This is a genomic window from Rhizobium laguerreae, assembly GCF_002008165.1.
GTDB classification, from domain to species: Bacteria; Pseudomonadota; Alphaproteobacteria; order Rhizobiales; family Rhizobiaceae; genus Rhizobium; species Rhizobium laguerreae.
In genome coordinates this window covers 196,675-216,322 of the sequence record NZ_MRDM01000030.1, presented here as the reverse complement: position 1 = coordinate 216,322, position 19,648 = coordinate 196,675, and the positions used below count along the sequence as shown (strand labels likewise).

Genomic DNA, 19,648 nt, shown 5'->3' with positions numbered 1-19,648 from the left:
ATCTCGCCAGCCAGAGCATTGCCAGACATACTTGTAGAACGGCCGAAACAGTCCTCGGCGGGAGAGCGTTTATGGACCGGATTTTTATCGTAGGTAATGGCGGTAGCGGCAAGTCGTGGCTGGCTAAAGAGTTGGCGGCCAAGCTTAAGTTTCCGGTCACTCACCTGGATGATTTGCATTGGCTACCCGGTTTCGCGGGAGAGCGTCCACGCCATGAGCGTGATCAACTCGTGGCTGAAGCCGCAGGCAACGCCTCGTGGATCATAGAGGGTATATATGGTTCAGTTCTTAAGCAGATCTTTCCTCGTGTAACAACATTGATCTGGCTCGATATAGTTGACGACGAATGCATTGCAAATTTGCTGCGACGGGGGCAAACCGATGGAGGAACGCCAGAGCAATTCGAAGAGCTGCTGGAGTACACTCGTGGTTACCGCCTCCGAAAGAACCACCTGAACTCCTTTGAGGCGCACCACTGGTTCTACGAGCAACATCTCGAGCAAAAATATAGGCTGACGAGCCGATCTGAGGTCGTCGATTTTTTGGTTGGCCTCCGATAGACACTTCACGTTTGAGTACGCCCCGCGGCATCTGGCGCAAAAACGCGGACAAGTGCCTGAAGGGTGGGTGCAATAACGCCGCAGGAGTGTCTGCGGCGTTAGACTTCTACAGGGTGTCGAGAAACGTCAATAGCTTGTCGTCGGCTTTAAATCGGCGAAAGGGTTGCTCGTTCAATGAGTCTACCTTCGCAAGGGCCGCCTCCTTTATCGCAAGATGCGCATGAAGGTAGGCTTGCGTGGAGCGTGTCGATTCATGGCCCAGCCATAGCGAAATCACCGTGCTATCGACGCCAGCATCCAGCAATTCCATCGCCGCGCTGTGACGAAGAACGTGCGGTGAAATGCGCTTGGCTCGCAATGACGAGCATTGCGGTGTTGCCTGCTTCACATACTTCGCCAGCAGATATTGAACCGCGTCCGGACTCATCCGAGATCCATGCACGGTCGGGAAGAGGATGTCGGAATGGCCCAATCTTGGCTCGTCCAGCCATTGTTTAAGCACAGCGCGCAGAAATTTGGTGAGCGGCGTAACACGCTCCTTCCGACCCTTTCCGAAGCATCGAATATGCCGGCATCTAGTGTCACAGCGCCGCGATCAAGGCCTACCAGTTCGGAGAGCCGCATGCCCGTCTGAATTGCCGTCAGGAGCAGGCAATAATCGCGGCGACCAACCCATGACCGCTTGTCCGGTGCTGCCAGGAGCGCCTTGATCTCATCCCGGACGAGGAATTGTACCTCGCGCTTCGCGCCGATCTTGCCGGGGATGGCGAGCACGCGTTGGATCTGGTGGCTAAAAGCAGGTTCCTCGAACGCAAGGAACCGAAAAAACGCGCGAATGGCGGTGAGCCTGAGATTATAAGTTGTGGTGCCCACGCGCCTTTCCGCGGTGAGATCATCCAGGAACGCTATGACGAGCTCGGCGTCGAAATCCTCAAGCATGAGGGATGATGGCGGCTTTCCCGTCTTGCGGTGGGCAAACCTCAAAAAGAGCTTGAAGGTGTCGCGGTAGGAGGCGACGGTGTGCATGCTGACATTGCGTTGGCGCATCAGCCGCAGCTGAAGAAGCGCTCGATAAGCCGTGGGAGCGAACTCGTCATTGTGACGCCTCCCATCGCGCGTCCAGACGGAGTTTGGCTTCCTCCAGAAGATCGGGATGTGCGCTGAGATACCAGTAGGTATCGGCCACCTTTCCATGGCCGAGATATGTCGAAAGTTCCGGAATTCGAAGGTCGACGTCATCGCCGTTCCTGTACCAGTCCAAAAGCGTGCGCACCGCGAAGGTATGGCGAAGATCGTGGATCCTCGGCCCTTCTGCCTCGGAAGCTCCCCGCAGTCCGGCCTCACGGGTCCAGAGAATGAAGGAGAAATGAGGGTTGGCATGGTTCAGACCCCGCCCACGATCCCCTGTGAAGAAGAACCTGCTGGCGCGTCGGGTCGGCAAACGATCTCGCTCATCAGAATACCGTCGGAGTGCGTCCCAGGTGCTGCGATGCAAAGGTATGTGTCGGCTCTTACCGAACTTCGTCTCACGGATCGTCAATGTTCCGGTGTCCATGTCGGCATCCTCCCGTAAGAGGCGCGCGGCCTCGGAAAACCGCATTCCTGTCGATGCGAGCAATCCGAAGAAATAATGATAGGTCACGCCTCGGAAGCTGCCCGGATGCAGGCGAGGCATAGCGCTCAGAAGATCAGCGACCTGCTCGTCGGAATAGATGAAGGGTCGGGGTCGTCGCTGCGGTACGAAAATGCCAGAGGGTGGGACCTCTGTCTTTGGATCAGTCAGTGCGACATGGCGTGAGAAAGACCGGACCGTCGACAGTCGCGACGACCAAGTCCGCGGCCCGCACTGGTGCTCCGCCCATTCAACGGCGAGCTTTGCGGTGATGTGGTGTTGGCCCCGTGCCTGGGCATACGCAATAAATTTACGTAGCCGGCTTTCTTGGCTGCTAAGTTTGAAGCCGAGGGACCGGCGTAGCGCCAGATATTGCTCGAGTGATGCCAGCAGCGTGCTCATAGGCTTGCTCCCAACCACGGCCGGGCAAGCGATCGAAGGCCTTCGGTATCGAGCTTCGCGTAGATTCTTGTTGTGTCTGGTTGCTTGTGCCGAAGGACCTGCGCCAGTTCCGTGAGGCTGACGCCTGAGCGGATCGCCATCGTCGCAAACGTGTGCCGGAATATATGGGCATGATGAGAGCGGAGCCCGGTGATCTTGGCGCGCTTCAGAGCCCGTCTGGCGATGAGGATGACGGGCGTGGCATTTGAGAACGGCGTGCAGGGCGTCTCGACCCTATGGAAAATGGTCCGCGCTCCGGAGCTGGGGCGGCCATCTACAACGTAATCCGCGATCGCTGCGCCTACGTCCTGTGGGAGAGGCATTGCCGCCACCCGGCCGCCTTTGCCATGCACTTGAACGATGCCACGATGCCAGTCGATGTCGTCCAAAGACAATAGGGCGACTTCTTTCGCGCGTAGGCCAAGTCGGGACATGAGCATCAGGATTGCGAAATCTCGACGACCAGCGACAGTGGCTCGATCGCAAGCAGCCAGAACCTGATCGAGCTGAGCGACACTCATGAACGACGGCAAGGACGATAGCCGGTGGTTCTTGACCATCGGGACGGCCTGCGCGAGATCAAGTTCTATAACTCCCGCATTCCAGCAAAACTGGAGAAAAACCCGAAGTCTGGATGAAATGATCTTGGACGTCGCGGCTGTGTGGCGTTCGAATTGGCCCGCTAGATAGTCGCGAATATCGTCGTACTGGAGGTGAGCTATGCCTGACCTGTCGATCCATAAGGCGCGCAGAAATTGTCTGCTATACCTGAGATGGGCCGAAATCGTCGGCGCAGCGTAACCTCTGCGACGGAGGTCGATGGCAAACCGGCCTGTCAAGTCATCGATTGGGTGAGCGGCCGGCGGTGCTTGGTACACCACGCCCACCTCTATGAGCTTCGCCCTTAGATGCTGGATTGAACGGCGCTCTCCGTGTCGTAACGTGGCCGCGGCGGCACGGGATTCGATAAAGCGGTCGATATCATCGTAGAGGACCACTGTCGGCTCGCCGTTCCGGCAATCCTTCTTCCACTCGACAAAGGCTGAAATGGTCTGGATCGTCGATCGAATGCTTTTGGCACTATAGCCTTGATCCGTCATCATGCTGACGACGCACCGGGCGCAATCCTGATGAGGCCAATCGTTGATAATTTGCGGGAGAATCGTGTTCTCCACAGGCAAGATCGTCATGCTCGTCTCCGCTTAATTGTAACAGCGGAGACTGGATATTATGCCGAGCTTACCAGGCCGCTTTACCTGAAATCCCGTGCTTTAGGAAACGGGCTCGGCATAGTATCCGGCTCGGGATAAGTGCCTGACCTTCATATCGATACGCTGAAGGTGAAGAGCAGGAATTTTCACTAAGAAATCCAGCTGGATTGCTGTCCCAAATATGGCCGTCGGCGGTTCGATTCCGCTCAAGCTCGTCAGCTGGCGAGGACCATTCCGGCCGTTCGCACAGGTCCAACGAGTTCCTGAAAGCTGACAGCCGTCTTAGCCCTAAGTGTCTCCAGTGGGCGGTCCATTCTCAACGATTGAAGTTTGATGTGCCAAGCCGTCAGCGGTGAGCCAGTTCGTCACATGCGCTTGTGGCCCGCCGGTCCATGAGACGGGCAATTTCGGGTGGAACCTGCCTTGGCGGCTCGGGTTAGCGAGATGCTCCGGAATCCTACAGCGGGATCATTCACTCTCAATCGCTTCGAAAAACCGGAGATATTGAAACATCATGACTATAGAAAACAAGATGACGGGTGATTTCAGAAGCAAGCCAAAAACCATGGAGATCGCTGAAAAGATCATCACCTTTACGAAGGGGCTCGGGCCGAGCCGCCAAGAGATAAAGGGCCAAATGACCTTTGCAGGGAAGCGCAAATTTCTTTGGATGTGGACTTACGGTGGCACGGGCGATGGCACATTGTACCTCACGGTCTGCTTGGATCGTGAGGTGAAGGATCCGCATTTTCATTACGTGAAGCAGACCAGCCCGACACGGTGGAATCACCACGTAGTCGTAAAATCGCTCAACCAGATTGAGAGCCCATGGTTTAAAGACCTGGTCAAAGCGGGGTATGACTTCGCCAACAAGTAGACTAACCTTTGCGAACTCACTCGCAGACGCAGGTTGGGCACGGTGATCGACGGCGGCCCTGCTGGCCGCTGTCGCTCTCAACGCCGTCGGAAGGGAACCACATTTCGCGTAAAAGGTTTGTCCTCCTCAACCGACAGGAGGATCACATGGTAACGATGGTAGGCAACGAGTCCGACATCAAAGGTTTGGTCAAGGATCTAATTTATCTTGAGCATGACGCGATCGCTGCGTATGATTCCTGCATCGCTCGCCTCGACAACAAGAAGTTTGCGAGCCAGATCGCCAGCTTCAAGCAGGATCACCTGCAGCATCTTGAGGTACTAAACGAGATGGCGCGCGAGCTTGCGATCGAGGCCCCGACGAGGGGCGACATGAAACAGATGCTGACGACCGGCAAGGTCGCCCTCGCCGACCTAATGGGGGATGCCGCGATCCTCAAAGCAATGAAAACGAATGAAGATGATACCGTGACCGCCTACGAGCGAGCCTCGCGTCACCAAGACGCTATACCGGCCTCGAAAGCGTTCTTCATCAAGGCGCACCAGGACGAGGAACGGCATCGGGCGTGGATGGATACGACCGCGAAGGCTTTGTGACCTGGCACGGTACGGGATAGAATGCGAGATCAGCGACATCGCGATGAACCGAACGCACCAAGGAGACCTGTTTGCCCAAGCCGAGGCGGATCTGCCTGAAGGCTTCCGCTACGGAGCAACCGTTGTTCCGGAAGCCGAACAGTCCCGTCTCCTCGAGCAAATACCTTTGTTGCCGCTCAAACCTTTCGATTTTCACGGCTTCGAGGGAAAGAGAAGGGTCGTCTCCTTTGGCTGGAAATACGACTTCGAGACAGAAAGAATGAAGCCCGCCGAGAGCATCCCGGATTTCCTTCTTCCCGTGCGTGAGCTTGCCGCCGCCTTTGCCGGAATCGAGGCCAGCCTGCTGGAGCAAGCGCTAGTCAGCGAGTATGGCGAAGGCGCGCCGATCGGATGGCACAAGGACAAAAGGGTATTCGGCAGGATCGTCGGCGTCTCGCTATTATCTCCATGCACATTCAGGCTGAGACGGCGGGCTGGCTCCAAGTGGCAGCGCGTCTCGCTCACTGTCGAGCCAGGATCAGCATATCTGCTGTCTGGGCCGGCGCGAAGCGATTGGGAGCATTCCATTCCGCCGGTCGACAAACTCCGCTATTCGATCACGTTCCGCGAAATGAGCTGATCGATGATAAGTTGGTGACCTTACAAACGGCTGCAGGGCTCACGAATGGAGTGGTGATCGTTGCCTCGCGCGGTCGGCTGGTTCTGGACGTTTCTTCCCGACCGGGCCGTCCTCTGAGGGCGGCCGCCCGCCGGGCGACGTCGACTTCACGGTCGGCGCAAGTCTGCCGATATCTGGCCTAACCGCGTGGCAGAGACTGTTTCAGCATGGCCGCTTTCAAGCCGGGCAGACTGTGCTCGCACACGGCGCGGCTGGTGCCGTCGGCTCACAGCAGGCGACGGGAATGATTGCGGGAACATCACGATAAGAATTTCGCCAATTATTTCCCGATCTGGGATCATCTGTTCGGCACCTATTACGAGGGCGATGCAGACGTGCAAAGCTCGGTCTGGACCGCGACTACTTCAACCAAACCGATCTGTTCCGCGAAAGCACCGCCACAGAAATCCGTTTCTTCCAACGCGCGGGGCAAGCTGCCAAGGCCAAGTGCGGCATAATCCGTTTAGGGCGGAGCCCTCCGTAGACACCCTTGGAGAGTTTGTCAGCGGGCGCCAGATTACTGCTTGCCAATCTACGGGTCCCAACACGTCCCCGCTGGCAACTGCCAACAAACGTTACACCAATCGCTCAGGCTCTAAAAGCAGCGGAGAATCTCCCCCGAGGGATTGAATACCAATCCGAGGCAACGGGGACCCAGCCTACTGATGACCCATCAGTTTCAGCAGCCCACGGCGCCCGGCAGTCCTCGCCTGACTAAAACCATCATGTGATAGAATTGCGCGCAGCGCAGGCGAGGAAAGCCCTAGCTGAACACCTTCTGCAAAGCTTCCTGAAGCGCCACATCGCTGAATGGCTTGAACAGGCAGGCGACCGCTCCGCCTTGAAGAAGCGGGGCTCGTTCATTTTCATCCTTATGCGCCGTGATGAATATGATTGGAATCTTTTCGCCCCGTCTAAGCAACTCTTCCTGGAGTTCGGGTCCAGACATGCCCGGCATTGCGATGTCGAGTATCAGGCAATCGGTTTGCGACATCCATTCGGATCCCAGGAACTCGATGGCGGAAGAGAAAGCTCGCACCTCGAAACCAAATATCCGTATCAAGTCAGGGAGCGCCTCCCTGACAGACTCGTCGTCGTCGACGACCGAAATGAGTGCTTTTTTCATGGATGATCTGCCTCGGCAACGGCACCGGGGTTACCGGTTGAGGCCGCCTGAATCGGTATCGAAAAGCCGAAGATCGAGCCACCGGCAGGACTCGGCTCGGCCCAGATTTTCCCGCCGTGCCCTTCGATGATTGAACGGCTGACGGAAAGGCCGATCCCAACGCTATCGAGTTTGGTTGTATGGAACTCGTCGAACATCCTTGCGATGTTGCTGGTTCCGTGACCTGCGCCGGTATCCTCCACTGTTAAGTGCACCTCTTTAGTGCCCACGGGCGCTGTGCGCACGACGATGTTTCGCGACACTTGATCGACGCCGGCCATGGCGTCGATCGAATTGCGTAGGAAGTTCATTATGACCTGCTGAAGTTGTACCCGGTCTCCTGCGACAAGGGGCAGAGCCGCCGAAAGTTTAACATCTAGAGAGATCCGTCCGCGTTGCATATTGTTCGAAAGAAGGCTGATGACCTCGCGAGCCGCTTCGTTGAGGTCTACCGGTTCGACGACGGTAACGCCTAGTCTGACCAATCTCCTTAACCGCGCAATCACTTCAGCGGCACGGTTGGCGTCGCGAATGGTTCGTCTCGCCGTCTCAATCGCTCCTTGGATATTGGTCGGAGTCGCGGACAGCATGCGAAGAGACGTGTTGGCATTGGTAATAATTCCGGACAGTGGCTGGTTGACTTCGTGCGCAATGGACGCTGCCATCCTGCCCAGGCTCATGACCCTCGCGAGTTGCGCCAGTTCGGTGCGCAGCTTGTCCCGCGCAAGCTCGGCAACACGCTGTGCCGAAACGTCCTGGATGGCTCCTATGCATTCGGTGGTGTCGTCCAAAAGTCGAACAATTCGACCGACCACCCTGACATATTTGACTTGGCCGTCTACAAACAGCCTGATTTCGTAGTCCGGATTGTCTGCTCCCTGCCGAACGTCGGCCATCTTTTTGGCCAGTAGAGGAAGATCCTCTTCAAAAACCCTCTCGGTGATCTTGTTGAAGTCGACCACCGTCTCGGGTTCGAATCCGAATATCCTATTGAGTTCCTCGGAGAAGGTAATTTCGTCAGTATCGACTTTCCAGGAAAACGTCCCCGTACGACTAATCCGCTGCCCTTCCGCCAACAGGACCTCGCTTCGCCGGAGCCGCTCCTCGGCGATCTTCCGGTCGGTTATGTCGGAAACGGCGCCGATGAACTCCGGATCGGCCGGATCCGATCCAATGTTCTGCAGGACGACGTGGACGTATTTCACTTTCCCGTCGGGCATGAGCAGCCGATGCTCAAGTTCCATGTCCTCGCCATCCTGCATCGCCCGCATGACTAGACTGCTTACCAGCGGCAGATCTTCTGGATGGCAACGGCCGAGCATCAAATCAACGGTGGGAGTTTGTGTGGTGGGATAGCCCGCCACGCGGTAGGCCTCGTCGGACCAGAGGATTTCCTCCGTCGCTGGCCTCCACCATACGCTTCCTGTTTCTGTCAGCCGTTGGCCCTGTGCAAGGAACGCCGCGCTACGCCGCAAGTCCTCTTCGGCACGCTTGCGATCGTCAATGTCGGTATTGGTTCCGTACCACCGAACGATCGAAGCATCGTCCGTGAAAAGAGGATTCGCGCGGAAGAGGAACCACCTGTATTCCCCGTCCCATCGGCGTAGGCGGGCCTCGGCCTCGCCGGCTCGTCCCGATGCCAACATTTCAATCCACACCGCCTTCAGACTTTCCGCGTCATCGGGATGAAGGGCTGCGGCCCACCCCCATCCAGACGCTTGCTCGGTCGTAACACCGAGGTATGACAGGAAGTGTTCGTTGAAGAAATCCGCGCTGCCATCTGGAAGAGTGGACCACGCCATTACCGGGATCGCGTCAACAATCCTGTTGTGCGCCTTTACGGCCCCTCCTGAAGCATCCTCACCAAGCCGAAGTACTTCGTTCAGAACGCCGGCGGCCTGATTCGCGGCTACATGAAGAATGAGCCTGTCCTGCTCGCTCGGAAAGGAGGACTTGCGGGTCCCCGCTACGAGCACGCCGATGCAACGATGGATGCCGAGGTGCTGCTGAACGGTAACATAGTCGGCGTTGTCACACCGTAGCTTCGCAGCCTGCGGCCACTCTGAGACGACGTCGCCCAATAGCTGGGACAGAAAGCCGCTTAGTTCCGCCGTATGGCTGAGGCCTCCGTCGGGGCGGATTCGAGCGATTTCGACTTTCGGCTGGCCGTTCTGCGGTATTATTCTTAGGAAAAGAAAATCAACATCGACGATCTCGGCCAGAACGTTCAGGAGGGAATTGCAGATGTCAGCCGCACTCTCTCCTTTCCAGGTTTCTGGAAGAATTGTGATCGTCAGCAGATTGTCCATGCAGCGTCGGAGTACGTCGTTCTCCGACGCCGCTTTAAGCAAATCGGACATATCAGCCGCTGCCCCTTTGATGTACGCCTGTTGCTCAACCGCTCCCCCAAGTGAACCGGTCGAATGTGAAACGGGTTTTTCTGCATCGTGTGGCCAGTGGCAACGAGCGGCTGCGTCCGTGTGCCCCCGATGGTATCGCCGCCGAACGTGATCGTGGCCTTGGAGTCGAGCAGACGGGTTTCGTGGATCGAGTCCGTGCCGATCCTCCCGCAGCCAAGGTGAGGCAGATGGGGTCGAGTTAAGTCGGGGCAGAATAGCGGAACCAAATTTTTGTGGCACCCGCTGATGTGTCTGGGCCGCCCCGGACCGGATCCCGCCAAGCGGATGTCTTCAAATCGCTCGTTCGTTAAGAAATACCATTTCGACAAGGACTGCCCAATTTTGCTGGAGTATCACTGCGATCATCGACCGCAATACGCTGGGCTCACTTGCCCAGTCGCGCACGACAATGCACCATGCGCGGCGGTTGGCCTATTGTACTATGGTGTTGGCAATGGATTAAAGAAGCCGCGTCGGGAACGCGCGAAACCGCCAGCGAGGGCAGCTTCTCTTTGGCGGCCGAGAGCCATCAACGTTTTATCCACGAACGAAGCGCTCGTCGCAGAACACCTTTCGCCTGTTTTTACGCGGCAAAGCGCCCCTTCTGGCAAGCTTGTTGAAATGGATCACCTTCGGTACTCCAACTTCTCGGCGCCGCATAGATCTCTGGGAAGACCTGACGGTGGCGGTATCCTTGATGTTCTTGACCACGAGAACTCGAGCTTGATCTCGCAGTAAGACAGGCCGACGAGACGGCAGTGTTCGTAGCTCCGGCTGTCGTGGTCGATCACCCATCTGCCTTCAGCCAAAATCGATCACGCCAAGCGAGGCGCATCTTTTGGGAGCGGGTTTGGTCCGCATGTGTCGAGGTATGGCGGTCTCTGGGCACAAGCTCAGGTCTGACCATCGATACCATTGTACAATGGACTTCCAGGAAGTCCGGTGCATTCTCGCTCGGCGGCTCGCCGAACCTGGTTGTAAAAGCGCTATCGTCGACATTGCGTTCCGGTGGAGTTACGTTTTTTAGCACGACGACTTTGGCGCCTTCTTCGCGGAGGAAGCACATGTATCGGATAATTTCAGCAATGATTGATGCTAGTGCCACATCTCTTGACGCAATCGGGTTACCGACCGTCTTTGTAGTCGACGACGATGTCTCGGTCAGAGAGTCTCTTGAGCTGTTGATCACCTCAGCAGGCTGGCAGCCGCTTTTGTTCGAGTCGGCGCAGTCCTTCCTTGAAGCGCCTCCCACATCGGTGCCGAGTTGCGTCGTTCTCGATGTCAACATGCCCGGTTTGAATGGTCTCGACCTGCAGAGCATGATCAGTGTCAGCGGGAAGAAGATGCCAATAATATTCGTTTCCGGGTTCGGAGACGTTCCTATGACCGTCAGAGCTCTTAAAGGCGGCGCATTGGATTTTCTCACGAAACCGATCGACTCCGCCGCGCTTTTGGAAGCCATACGATCCGCGCTCTCACGAAGCGAGGCACTTTTGCGCGAAGGCGAAGAGTTAAGTCGACTGCAGCGTTGTTATGGCGCTCTCACGGTGCGTGAGCGCGACGTGATGTGGCGCGTGGTCAAGGGTCTTTTAAACAAACAAGTCGCCTTCGAACTCAATATCAGCGAGATAACGGTCAAAGCGCATCGCGGCCAGGTTATGCGAAAGATGGCCGCTCGGTCACTTGCGGAGCTTGTGAACATGGCCGCACGGCTTCGTATTGAGGACGAACCCGAAATCCACTAGCTGACCTCATGTCCACGATGGCTTCCTCGCTAAAACAGTCCGATCACTACATCTCATGGCTCAAGATCGCTCCGGCGGAGGTCCGTGAAAAGCTTGGAGGTAGCCCTGATGGATCGTATCGACGCAATGAAGGTCTTCGTCACGGCAGTCGAAGAGGGAAGCCTGGCAGGTGCTGCTCGCAGACTGAAGCGGCCTCCAACGGCGATCAGCCGCGCCTTGGGGCTGCTCGAGCAGCATGTCGGCGTGGAACTTCTTCATCGCACGACACGGAGCCTGAAACTAAGCGAAGCCGGCCAGCGCTACGTCGAAGCCTGCCGGAGGGTGTTGGTAGATCTGGAGGAGGCCGACATGATCGCCGGTTCGGAGCGATCCTCTCCTTTGGGGACGGTGACCATCTCCGCACCGCCTATTCTTGGCGAGGAAGTGCTTCGGCCCATTCTCGACAGCTTTCTCCGCGAATATCCGGGCGTCTCGGTTCGGCTTCTGATGCTTGATCGCTTCGTGAATCTAGTCGACGAAGGCGTGGATGCGGCTCTTCGAATCGGTAACCTCGTGGACTCGACGCACGTCGCTACCCGCATCGGTGGCGACGTCAGGCGCGTGGTGGTGGCTGCCCCTGAATACCTAGAAACCCATCCCGCAATCGATGAGCTTTCCGATCTCGCCAAACACGACCTCATCGCCTTCTCGAATTTTGGTCTCGAATCCTGGAGCTTTGCGCCAGCCGAGGGTTCTTCCGTCCCGAGAACCGTCCACTTCGCCCCTCGTTACCTCGTGAACAGCGTCCGAGCGGCCGCAGCGTCCGCAGCGGAGGGAATGGGTGTGACGCGGCTTTATTCCTATCACGTCGCCGACTACGTCCGCGACGGCCGCCTGCGGATCATTCTTCCCCATGCCGAGCCGCCGGCGTTGCCCGTTCATATCCTGACCCCTCGAGGCCGTTCCACTGTTCCCAAAGTGCGAACATTCATTGACTTCGCGGTGCCGCGTCTCCGGTCGGAACTGAAACGTATCGCGGCAGAATCCGGCAGCCTCGCCTGATCATTGATCATGCCGAATTGCAGATGGGTGCGGCGCGATCGCCGCATGCGCCAGCTCGATGTTCGAGACGACGAGATGCAATCCTTGTGCGGAATTAGATGCCGCTGCCGTCACGTTCGACCCGAAGATGACGGGGCAGGGGAAGCGGGCGGAGTGACCTGAAGGAGGACAACGGGCCGGCTTCAGTCGCATTTGTCGAAGACGGCGATCCTTCGAGCGCCCGGTCAAACTGATCCATAGGTATCGCCAATACCTTCGCACAATATCATCGGTATCCTTTCCGGACGATCTCTATGACGCATTCCAATCATTCCATCCCAACGGAGGACGTCATGTCAGCAGACGATAAAACGAGGATCGCACAATCGCCGACGCGGCGCGAACTGCTAGCAGTCACGGCCGCGACCGCCGCCCTCAGCATTCTCCCTAAGCCCGTTCGGGCGGCGACAGGAGGCGATGCGATCCGTCCCTTCAGGTGCGCGATCCCGCAGAAGGAGGTCGACGAGCTTCGACGCAGGATCCGCGCCACCCGCTGGCCTGGCAAGGAAACGGTTCCTGATCGATCGCAAGGCGCGCAACTTCTAAAATTGAAGCCACTCGTCGACTACTGGGGTACCGAATACGATTGGCGGAGGGGCGAGAAGAAGCTGAACGCGCACGCGCAGTTCATGACCAAGATCGACGCTCTCGACATCCACTTCATCCACGTCAAGTCCAAGCACGAAAACGCGCTGCCACTGATCATGACGCACGGTTGGCCGGGTTCTGTGCTGGAACTCGTCAAGACGATCGGGCCTCTCACCGATCCGACGGCGCATGGCGGCACCGCCGAGGATGCCTTCCACGTCGTCATTCCCTCCATGCCGGGTTACGGCTTTTCCGAAGTCCCGACTGAGACCGGTTGGGGGCCGGACCGCATTGGCCGCGCTTGGCATGTGCTGATGAAGCGGCTTGGCTACAACCGCTATGTCTCGCAAGGCGGCGACTGGGGTGCCGTGGTATCCGACAAGATGGCGGCGCAAGCGCCGGAGGGACTGCTCGGCATTCACACCAACATGCCGGCAACGGTTCCTCCTGATATCGCCAAGGCGCTTGCCAATGGCGAACCTGCCCCGGCCGGGCTCACCGCAGACGAGAAGGCCGCATATGAGCAGATGAATGCTCTCTACACGAAGGGAGCGGGATACGCCCTGATGATGGTGACGCGGCCGCAGACGCTGGGCTATGCGTTGACCGATTCGCCCGTCGGTCTCGCCGCTTGGTACTACGACAAGTTCGCGGACTGGACATATAGCGGAGGCGATCCGGAGAAGTCCCTGACAAAGGACGAGATGCTCGATGACATCTCGCTCTACTGGTTCACCGGAACCGCCACCTCGGGCGCGCGCCTGTACTGGGAAAACAACGCCAACAACTTCAACGCGGTCGACATCAAGATTCCGGCCGCGATCACCGTGTTCCCCGGCGAGATCTATCAGGCGCCCAGAAGCTGGGCCGAGAAGGCATACCACAACCTAATTTACTACAACAAAGTCGACAAGGGCGGCCACTTCGCCGCCTGGGAGCAACCAAGCCTTTTCTCATCGGAACTGCGCGCGGCGTTCAGGACGCTTCGCTGACGGCATTCCGAACGCACCTCAATCAAGGAGAACCACAATGACAAACTTTCCAAGAGGCACTGCGCTGATCACTGGCGGATCGTCGGGTATCGGAGCGCTCTATGCCGATAGGCTCGCCCGCCGCGGCTACGACCTGATACTGGTGGCGCGCAGCCAGGATGCGCTCGCCAGGATTAGCAAGGACATCGCGAGTTCGACCGGTCGGATTGTGAAAACCGTCCGCGCCGACCTTGGCCAGCGCGATGACCTTCTGAAGGTCGAAGGAATCCTTCGGAGCGACCCCTCGATCACCATGCTTGTCAACAACGCCGGGGTCGGCGCGGTCGAGCCGTTGCTCATGTCCGACGTCGAGGCGATGGAGAGAATGATCGCGATCAACGTCACGGCCTTGACCCGTCTGGTCTACGCCGTCGCGCCGTCCTTCGTCGCTCGCGAGCACGGCACGATTGTCAACATGGCCTCCGCACTGGGCGTCGCGCCCGAAATCCTCAACGGCGTTTATGGCGCGACGAAAGCATTCGTCATCGCCCTGACGTTCTCGCTGCAGAAGGAACTGGCCGAGAAGAACATCCGCATCCAGGCCGTCCTTCCCGGCGCCGTCGAAACTCCGTTCTGGGAAGCTTCCGGTGGTTCGTTGGACCGTCTCCCCGACCAGATCGTCATGAAGGCGGAAGACGCTGTCGATGCAGCACTCGCCGGTCTCGACATGGGCGAGCTGATCACACTTCCTTCGGTGCCTGACATCGGTGACTGGAACGCCTACGAGGCAGCTCGCCAGAAGCTGATGCCGAACCTTTCGCGCAATGTTCCGGCCGCTCGCTACCGGTCGCCGGCGCTGGCGTCCTGATAAGCCGCACGACAACAAACGAGCGAGGTCAGAGATGTCCCACAGCGATCTTTTGAATCGGTTCCCGCGGGTACGCCTAATGCGCGGGCCGACGCCGATGCAGCGGCTGGATCGTCTGGAGCGGGTGATTGGCGAGCGACGAAGAGGCGTCTCCATCTGGGTGAAGCGAGACGACCTCATGGAGCTAGGCGGCGGCGGCAACAAGCTGCGCAAGCTTGAGTTTCTGCTCGGGCAGGCGATCGCCGAAGGCTGCGACACCGTAATCGTGACAGGCGGAGTGCAGTCGAACTTCGCCCGATTGGCCGCCGCTGCCTGCGCCAGAACTGGACTTGCATGCGAACTGGTGCTTGCGCAGATGGTCCCCCGCCATAGCGAGATCTATCAGGGCAACGGCAACGTGCTGCTAGACCGGCTGTTTGGTGCAAGCCTTCATATTCTGGCGGAGGGAGACGACGCCAGCGGCTTCGCAAACTGCCGGGCTTCCGAGATCACGGCATCGGGCGGAAAGGCGTTCGTTGCCACCCTCGGAGGTTCGACGCCGGTCGGAGCTCTAGGATATGTCGACTGCGCGATCGAGATTGCGGCTCAGTCCGTCGAAATGGGTATCGCGTTCCAGCAGGTCGTCATTCCCAATGGCAGCGGCGGCATGCACGCCGGCCTGGTGGCGGGAGCGGCTGTGGCCGGGAAAGATCCTTCCCGAATAAGGGCGTACACCGTCCTGTCGTCAGCGGACGCATGCATCGCCGCGACGGTCGACAAGGTCAACGCGGTCTTCGAGCTCCTTGGGAAAGAAGACCGCGTTCAAGCGGAAGACCTGACGATAAGCGGCACGCAGCTCGGTCGCGGCTACGGCATGCCGACCTCCGAGATGGTCGAAGCGGTCCGGATCGTCGGCCGGTCGGAAGGCCTACTCCTCGATCCCGTTTACGGAGGGAAGGCCTTTGCCGGTCTGCTGTCCGATATCGAAAACGAAGTCATCGCGCCAGGATCGAACGTCCTGTTCGTCATGACGGGCGGTTCCCCTGGGCTCTATGCATACGCAGACGTCCTGAGCAGCAACTGATCCTCTCTTCCCGAGGGTAATCTTTATCAACTCCGAGGAATACCATGGCTACGAAACCAAAGATCGCCATTATCATCGGCTCCACGCGGCCTACCCGTTTCGCCGACAAACCGGCCAAGTGGATACTGAAGCAGGCGCAGGCCCGCGACGACATCGACGTCGAAGTCGTCGATCTGCGCGACCATCCTCTGCCGTTCTTCGACGAGGTCGCCTCGAACGCATATGCACCTAGCCAGAATGCTGAAGCTGTCCGCTGGCAGCAGACCGTCGGCCGCTACGACGGCTACATCTTCGTCGTCGCAGAATACAATCGCTCGATAACGGGCGTGCTCAAGAACGCCCTCGACCAGTCCTACACGGAATGGGCTCGCAAGCCGTTCACTGCGATCGCTTATGGCACTGCTGGCGGTTCGCGCGCACTCGAACACCTGCGGGGGATCGGGGTCGAGCTGCAGATGGTCTCTACCCATGCGGCCGTTCATATCGGCGGCAGCGATTTCTTCACGGTTTTCTCGATGGGCGGCAACAAGCCAATCGAGGAGATCGAAGCCAATCTCTTGCCGTCGGCAAAGACTGCGCTGGACGAGCTGGTCTGGTGGGCGAAGGCGACGATGGCCGCCAAGGCTGCAGAGGTCTGACCTCGGCAATTACATGCCGTGGGGGCGTGAACTGCCCCCACGGCATCGTTCTTCTTGAGGTGGTCACGGCCACCTAGACTAGGATTTTTTCAGCGGTGCCGGAAGCAAGTCGACCGGAAAGTCCTGATAGGAGACCGGGCGCAGGAAGCGGTAGATCGCCAACGTGCCGACTGAGGTCGATCTCCCGTCCGATGTGGCTGGATAGGGTCCGCCATGGACCATCGCCGGGGAGACCTCGACCCCCGTTCCGAAGCCGTTGACGAGAAGTCGGCCCGCGAGCAGCTCCAACTGCGAGATCATCGGCGAGGCGGCCCCGATGTCTCCAGCGTCCACGTGCAGGGCGATGGTCAACTGACCTTCCAGGGATCCCACGACCCTTCGCAATTCCTCGTCGTCACGGCAGCGGACGATCAGTCCCGAGGCGCCGAAAACCTCTTCCTGCAGTTCCGGATTCGCGAGGAATGCAGCCGCGGTCGTCTCGAAGAGCGCCGCCGCTGCCTGATGGGGCGTTCCGTCTTTTCCCGCGGCCACTTGCGAGACGGAAGACGATGACGACAGCCTTGCGACGCCATTGCAGTATGCGTCAAAGATGCCACCAGTCAGCATTGTTTGAGCCTGCGATTCCGAAAGCGCTGCGGCGGCACTCTCGATGAAGGCGTCGAGGCCCGCACCCTCGACGGCGATGATCAGGCCAGGATTGGTGCAGAACTGGCCAGCGCCGAGGGTCAGAGAGGATACGAACGATTTTCCGATCTCCGCTCCTCTGCTGCGAAGTGCGTTGGGATAGAGGATGACAGGATTGATGCTGCTCATTTCGGCGTAGACGGGTATCGGCTGCTTCCGCTCCGACGCGATCTTCATCAGCGCGGTGCCGCCGCGGCGCGAGCCCGTGAAGCCGACGGCGCGTATGCGGTGGTCGGCGACCAGGGTCTGGCCGACCTCGAATCCTGCGTCAAACAAAAGCCCAAACGTCCCCCGCGGAAGGCCGCATGCAGCAACCGCGTCCGCGACGGCTCTGCCGACCAGCTCGGACGTGCCGGGATGGGCGGAGTGCGCCTTGACGATAACCGGGCAGCCGGCGGCGAGGGCGGAGGCGGTGTCACCGCCAGCGACAGAGAAGGCGAGGGGAAAATTCGATGCCCCGAACACCGCGACAGGGCCGAGGGCAACGTTTCGCAGCCGAAGGTCCCGGCTTTGCAACCGGCCTGCGCTCCGTATCGGCCGGATCGAAGCGAAGTTCCTGAAACCTGCCGTCGCGAACCTCCTTGGCGAACAGGCGAAGCTGTCCGACGGTCCTGGCGCGCTCTCCCTCGATGCGGCCGCGTGGCAGGCCAGTCTCGTCAATCGCTCGCAGGACGAGATCGTCGCCGAGTGCAAGAATGCCTTCGGCGATGGCTTCCAGGAACCGAGCCCGATCATCGAGCGACGTATCCTTGTAGATCGGGAAGGCATCCCACGCCAAACTCGCGGCCTCTTCCACCTGCTCCTTCGTCGCGCCCGCGAAGCTCGGTTCCATCGGGTTGCCGGTGGCGGGATTGATTGCGCAGAATGCCGCGGCCGAGCCGCGCACGTTCGCGCCGCCGATAAGAAGGTCGCCGGAGAGTGTCATCGTGGATCCTTTCGAAATGTGGAGCCATGACGGTATTCGTACGTAGAATCGGAAGATCGACGTGAACCGTCGGGGGATGGCTGTGGACCTGAGATAGGCTTCAGCGAAAGGCATTCCAGCCCCTGGCGCGCAAAAGTATTACTTTTCATTACGAGCCAGCGGCGCAGTTTCAAATTGGTGCCCGCGCGACCTGCCGTGTCACACGCAGGCCGCCCCAGCCTATTTGTCGGCGGCCAGAGACTGCGTGATGTGTCCGCCCGGCTTCGGCGTCCGGTCTTTTTGCGAGCCCGCGTCTTCCGCTCTGCGGAGACCATCGCGCGAAAAAACGAGCGGCGATATTGTACCAAAGTGTCTCCGATACCTTCGGATCGGGTGGGCGCTTCAGCACACCAAAGTCCAATAGACGTTGAGGGTGACCGGACGTATCAGCGTTGCAACGTCACGCACGATAAGGAGTCCACATGACCCGCTGGCCAGATCGTCGAATTCTCGACCTGTTCGGAATCGAGCTTCCCATCATCCAGGCGCCGATGGCCGGCGCGACGACGGTCGACATGGTCGTCGCCGCGGCCAAGGCCGGCGGTCTTGGCTCTCTCCCAAGCGCACAGTTAAACGCCGAGGGACTGCGCCAGGCCTTGACCGAAATTCGGACCGCGACAAAAGCTCCGGTCAACGTTAACTTCTTCTCGCATGTTCCACCGCCGGGCGACCCGGCTTCCCAGATGCGATGGAGAGCTTTGCTTGCGCCCTATTTCGTAGAGGTAGGACTCGACCCCGCCGCGCCGATGTCGGCGGCAGGGCGCGCACCTTTCGATTCTTCGTTTTGCACGGTGGTGGAGGAGTTGAAGCCCGAGATCGTGAGCTTTCATTTCGGGCTGCCCGAAAAGGCACTGGTCCATCGAGTGAAGGCGACAGGCGCAAGGATCATATCATCCGCGACGACCGTGGCCGAAGCCGTCTGGCTCGAAGCAAACGGTGTCGACGCTGTCATCGCCATGGGTTTCGAAGCCGGTGGACATCGTGGAAACTTCTTGACTCAGGACATGGCGACGCAGGTCGGGACAATGGCGCTCGTTCCCCAGGTGGTCGACGCCGTGCGGGTTCCTGTCATCGCGGCCGGCGGCATCGCCGACGGGCGAGGGGTGGCCGCCGCCCTGATGCTCGGCGCTTCCGCCGTCCAGGTTGGAACGGCATACCTGTTTTGCCCGGAGGCGAAGATTCCAGCGGTTCAGGCCGCGGCGCTAGCTTCCGCACGGGACGATAGCACTGCGATAACGAATGTTTTCACCGGCCATCCGGCGAGGGGTGTCGTGAACCGTCTTATGCGCGAGCTAGGACCGATTTCGGAAAGCGTGCCTGCATTTCCGACTGCCGGAGGAGCTCTCGTTCCCATTAGAGCGATAGCCGAGGCGGAGTCGCGAAACGATTTCACGAACCTCTGGTCGGGTCAGGCGGCCAGTCTCGCCTTGAGGGTTGGGGCCGAGGAACTGACGCGAGAGCTCTATCAATCGGCGTTGGACGTCATCGCACGCGGCAGCGCCACGTAACGGCCACTTCGCCGATCATT

General features: G+C 58.9%; 15 protein-coding genes and 4 pseudogenes. 12 read left to right on the top strand and 7 right to left on the bottom strand.

Annotated features, from left to right (window positions below; genetic code table 11):
• Positions 1 to 71: 71 nt before the first annotated feature.
• Positions 72 to 560 (top strand): P-loop NTPase family protein, encoded by a 489-nt coding sequence (locus tag BS630_RS30900; protein ID WP_077980465.1) that lies wholly within the window; start codon positions 72 to 74, stop codon positions 558 to 560.
• Positions 561 to 666: 106 nt separating this feature from the next.
• Here the strand turns inward: BS630_RS30900 and BS630_RS30895 are convergent.
• The 3 genes and pseudogenes from BS630_RS30895 to BS630_RS30885 all read right to left on the bottom strand — a co-directional run bounded on the left by BS630_RS30895 (position 667) and on the right by BS630_RS30885 (position 3,803).
• Positions 667 to 1,657, bottom strand: a pseudogene (locus BS630_RS30895) (tyrosine-type recombinase/integrase).
• Positions 1,654 to 2,574 carry a tyrosine-type recombinase/integrase gene (locus BS630_RS30890; RefSeq protein ID WP_077980464.1) on the bottom strand — a complete coding sequence of 307 codons (921 nt, stop codon included), beginning with the start codon at positions 2,572 to 2,574 and terminating at the stop codon, positions 1,654 to 1,656. The pseudogene BS630_RS30895 and the gene BS630_RS30890 overlap by 4 nt, the downstream one beginning before the upstream one ends.
• Positions 2,571 to 3,803, bottom strand: a complete 1,233-nt coding sequence (locus BS630_RS30885) for a tyrosine-type recombinase/integrase (RefSeq protein WP_077980463.1) — start codon at positions 3,801 to 3,803, stop codon at positions 2,571 to 2,573. Before BS630_RS30885 ends, BS630_RS30890 begins: the two co-directional genes overlap by 4 nt.
• A gap of 535 nt (positions 3,804 to 4,338) precedes the next feature.
• On the opposite strand from BS630_RS30885, the gene BS630_RS30880 reads away from it, so the two are divergent.
• The 4 genes and pseudogenes from BS630_RS30880 to BS630_RS30865 all read left to right on the top strand — a co-directional run.
• Positions 4,339 to 4,701, top strand: coding sequence for a DUF5655 domain-containing protein (locus BS630_RS30880; protein WP_077980462.1), 363 nt, complete (start codon positions 4,339 to 4,341; stop codon positions 4,699 to 4,701).
• Between the two features lie 146 nt (positions 4,702 to 4,847).
• Positions 4,848 to 5,297, top strand: a complete 450-nt coding sequence (locus BS630_RS30875) for a DUF2383 domain-containing protein (protein ID WP_025398059.1) — start codon at positions 4,848 to 4,850, stop codon at positions 5,295 to 5,297.
• Positions 5,298 to 5,340: 43 nt separating this feature from the next.
• Complete coding sequence (locus tag BS630_RS30870; protein WP_077980461.1) at positions 5,341 to 5,916, top strand: alpha-ketoglutarate-dependent dioxygenase AlkB; 576 nt, start codon at positions 5,341 to 5,343, stop codon at positions 5,914 to 5,916.
• Positions 5,917 to 6,046: 130 nt separating this feature from the next.
• Positions 6,047 to 6,220, top strand: a pseudogene (locus BS630_RS30865) (NADP-dependent oxidoreductase); the annotation flags it as partial.
• A 498-nt stretch (positions 6,221 to 6,718) separates the two neighbouring features.
• On the opposite strand, the gene BS630_RS30855 reads toward BS630_RS30865, so the two are convergent.
• On the bottom strand, positions 6,719 to 7,081 hold the full coding sequence (locus tag BS630_RS30855; RefSeq protein ID WP_077980460.1) for a response regulator: 363 nt from the start codon (positions 7,079 to 7,081) through the stop codon (positions 6,719 to 6,721).
• The gene (locus tag BS630_RS30850) at positions 7,078 to 9,480 is read right to left on the bottom strand and encodes a PAS domain-containing sensor histidine kinase (protein WP_077980459.1); all 2,403 of its coding nucleotides are present in this window, start codon (positions 9,478 to 9,480) and stop codon (positions 7,078 to 7,080) included. Before BS630_RS30850 ends, BS630_RS30855 begins: the two co-directional genes overlap by 4 nt.
• Before the next feature lie 1,103 nt (positions 9,481 to 10,583).
• On the opposite strand from BS630_RS30850, the gene BS630_RS30840 reads away from it, so the two are divergent.
• Together BS630_RS30840 and BS630_RS30835 are read left to right on the top strand one after the other, a co-directional pair.
• Positions 10,584 to 11,264, top strand: coding sequence for a response regulator transcription factor (locus tag BS630_RS30840; RefSeq protein WP_077980457.1), 681 nt, complete (start codon positions 10,584 to 10,586; stop codon positions 11,262 to 11,264).
• Positions 11,265 to 11,372: 108 nt separating this feature from the next.
• A complete protein-coding gene (locus tag BS630_RS30835; protein WP_077980456.1) occupies positions 11,373 to 12,305 on the top strand; it encodes a LysR family transcriptional regulator in 933 nt (310 codons plus the stop codon).
• A 48-nt stretch (positions 12,306 to 12,353) separates the two neighbouring features.
• Here BS630_RS30835 and BS630_RS38305 read toward each other — a convergent pair.
• Positions 12,354 to 12,472: pseudogene (locus BS630_RS38305) on the bottom strand (VOC family protein); the annotation flags it as partial.
• A 165-nt stretch (positions 12,473 to 12,637) separates the two neighbouring features.
• Here BS630_RS38305 and BS630_RS30825 point away from each other — a divergent pair.
• Genes BS630_RS30825 through BS630_RS30810 form a run of 4 tightly spaced genes read left to right on the top strand, consistent with a single transcriptional unit; the run spans position 12,638 to position 16,472 of the window.
• On the top strand, positions 12,638 to 13,924 hold the full coding sequence (locus BS630_RS30825) for an epoxide hydrolase family protein (RefSeq protein WP_077980452.1): 1,287 nt from the start codon (positions 12,638 to 12,640) through the stop codon (positions 13,922 to 13,924).
• A gap of 37 nt (positions 13,925 to 13,961) precedes the next feature.
• Entirely contained in the window at positions 13,962 to 14,771 is an 810-nt protein-coding gene (locus BS630_RS30820) for an SDR family NAD(P)-dependent oxidoreductase (protein ID WP_077980451.1), read from the top strand.
• 34 nt (positions 14,772 to 14,805) lie between these two features.
• Positions 14,806 to 15,834, top strand: a complete 1,029-nt coding sequence (locus BS630_RS30815; RefSeq protein WP_077980450.1) for a D-cysteine desulfhydrase family protein — start codon at positions 14,806 to 14,808, stop codon at positions 15,832 to 15,834.
• 44 nt (positions 15,835 to 15,878) lie between these two features.
• The gene (locus BS630_RS30810; protein ID WP_077980448.1) at positions 15,879 to 16,472 is read left to right on the top strand and encodes an NADPH-dependent FMN reductase; all 594 of its coding nucleotides are present in this window, start codon (positions 15,879 to 15,881) and stop codon (positions 16,470 to 16,472) included.
• A gap of 78 nt (positions 16,473 to 16,550) precedes the next feature.
• Here BS630_RS30810 and BS630_RS30805 read toward each other — a convergent pair.
• A pseudogene (locus BS630_RS30805) lies at positions 16,551 to 18,081 on the bottom strand (aldehyde dehydrogenase (NADP(+))).
• A 461-nt stretch (positions 18,082 to 18,542) separates the two neighbouring features.
• On the opposite strand from BS630_RS30805, the gene BS630_RS30800 reads away from it, so the two are divergent.
• Complete coding sequence (locus BS630_RS30800) at positions 18,543 to 19,628, top strand: NAD(P)H-dependent flavin oxidoreductase (protein WP_077980447.1); 1,086 nt, start codon at positions 18,543 to 18,545, stop codon at positions 19,626 to 19,628.
• The last annotated feature ends 20 nt before the right edge of the window (positions 19,629 to 19,648 follow it).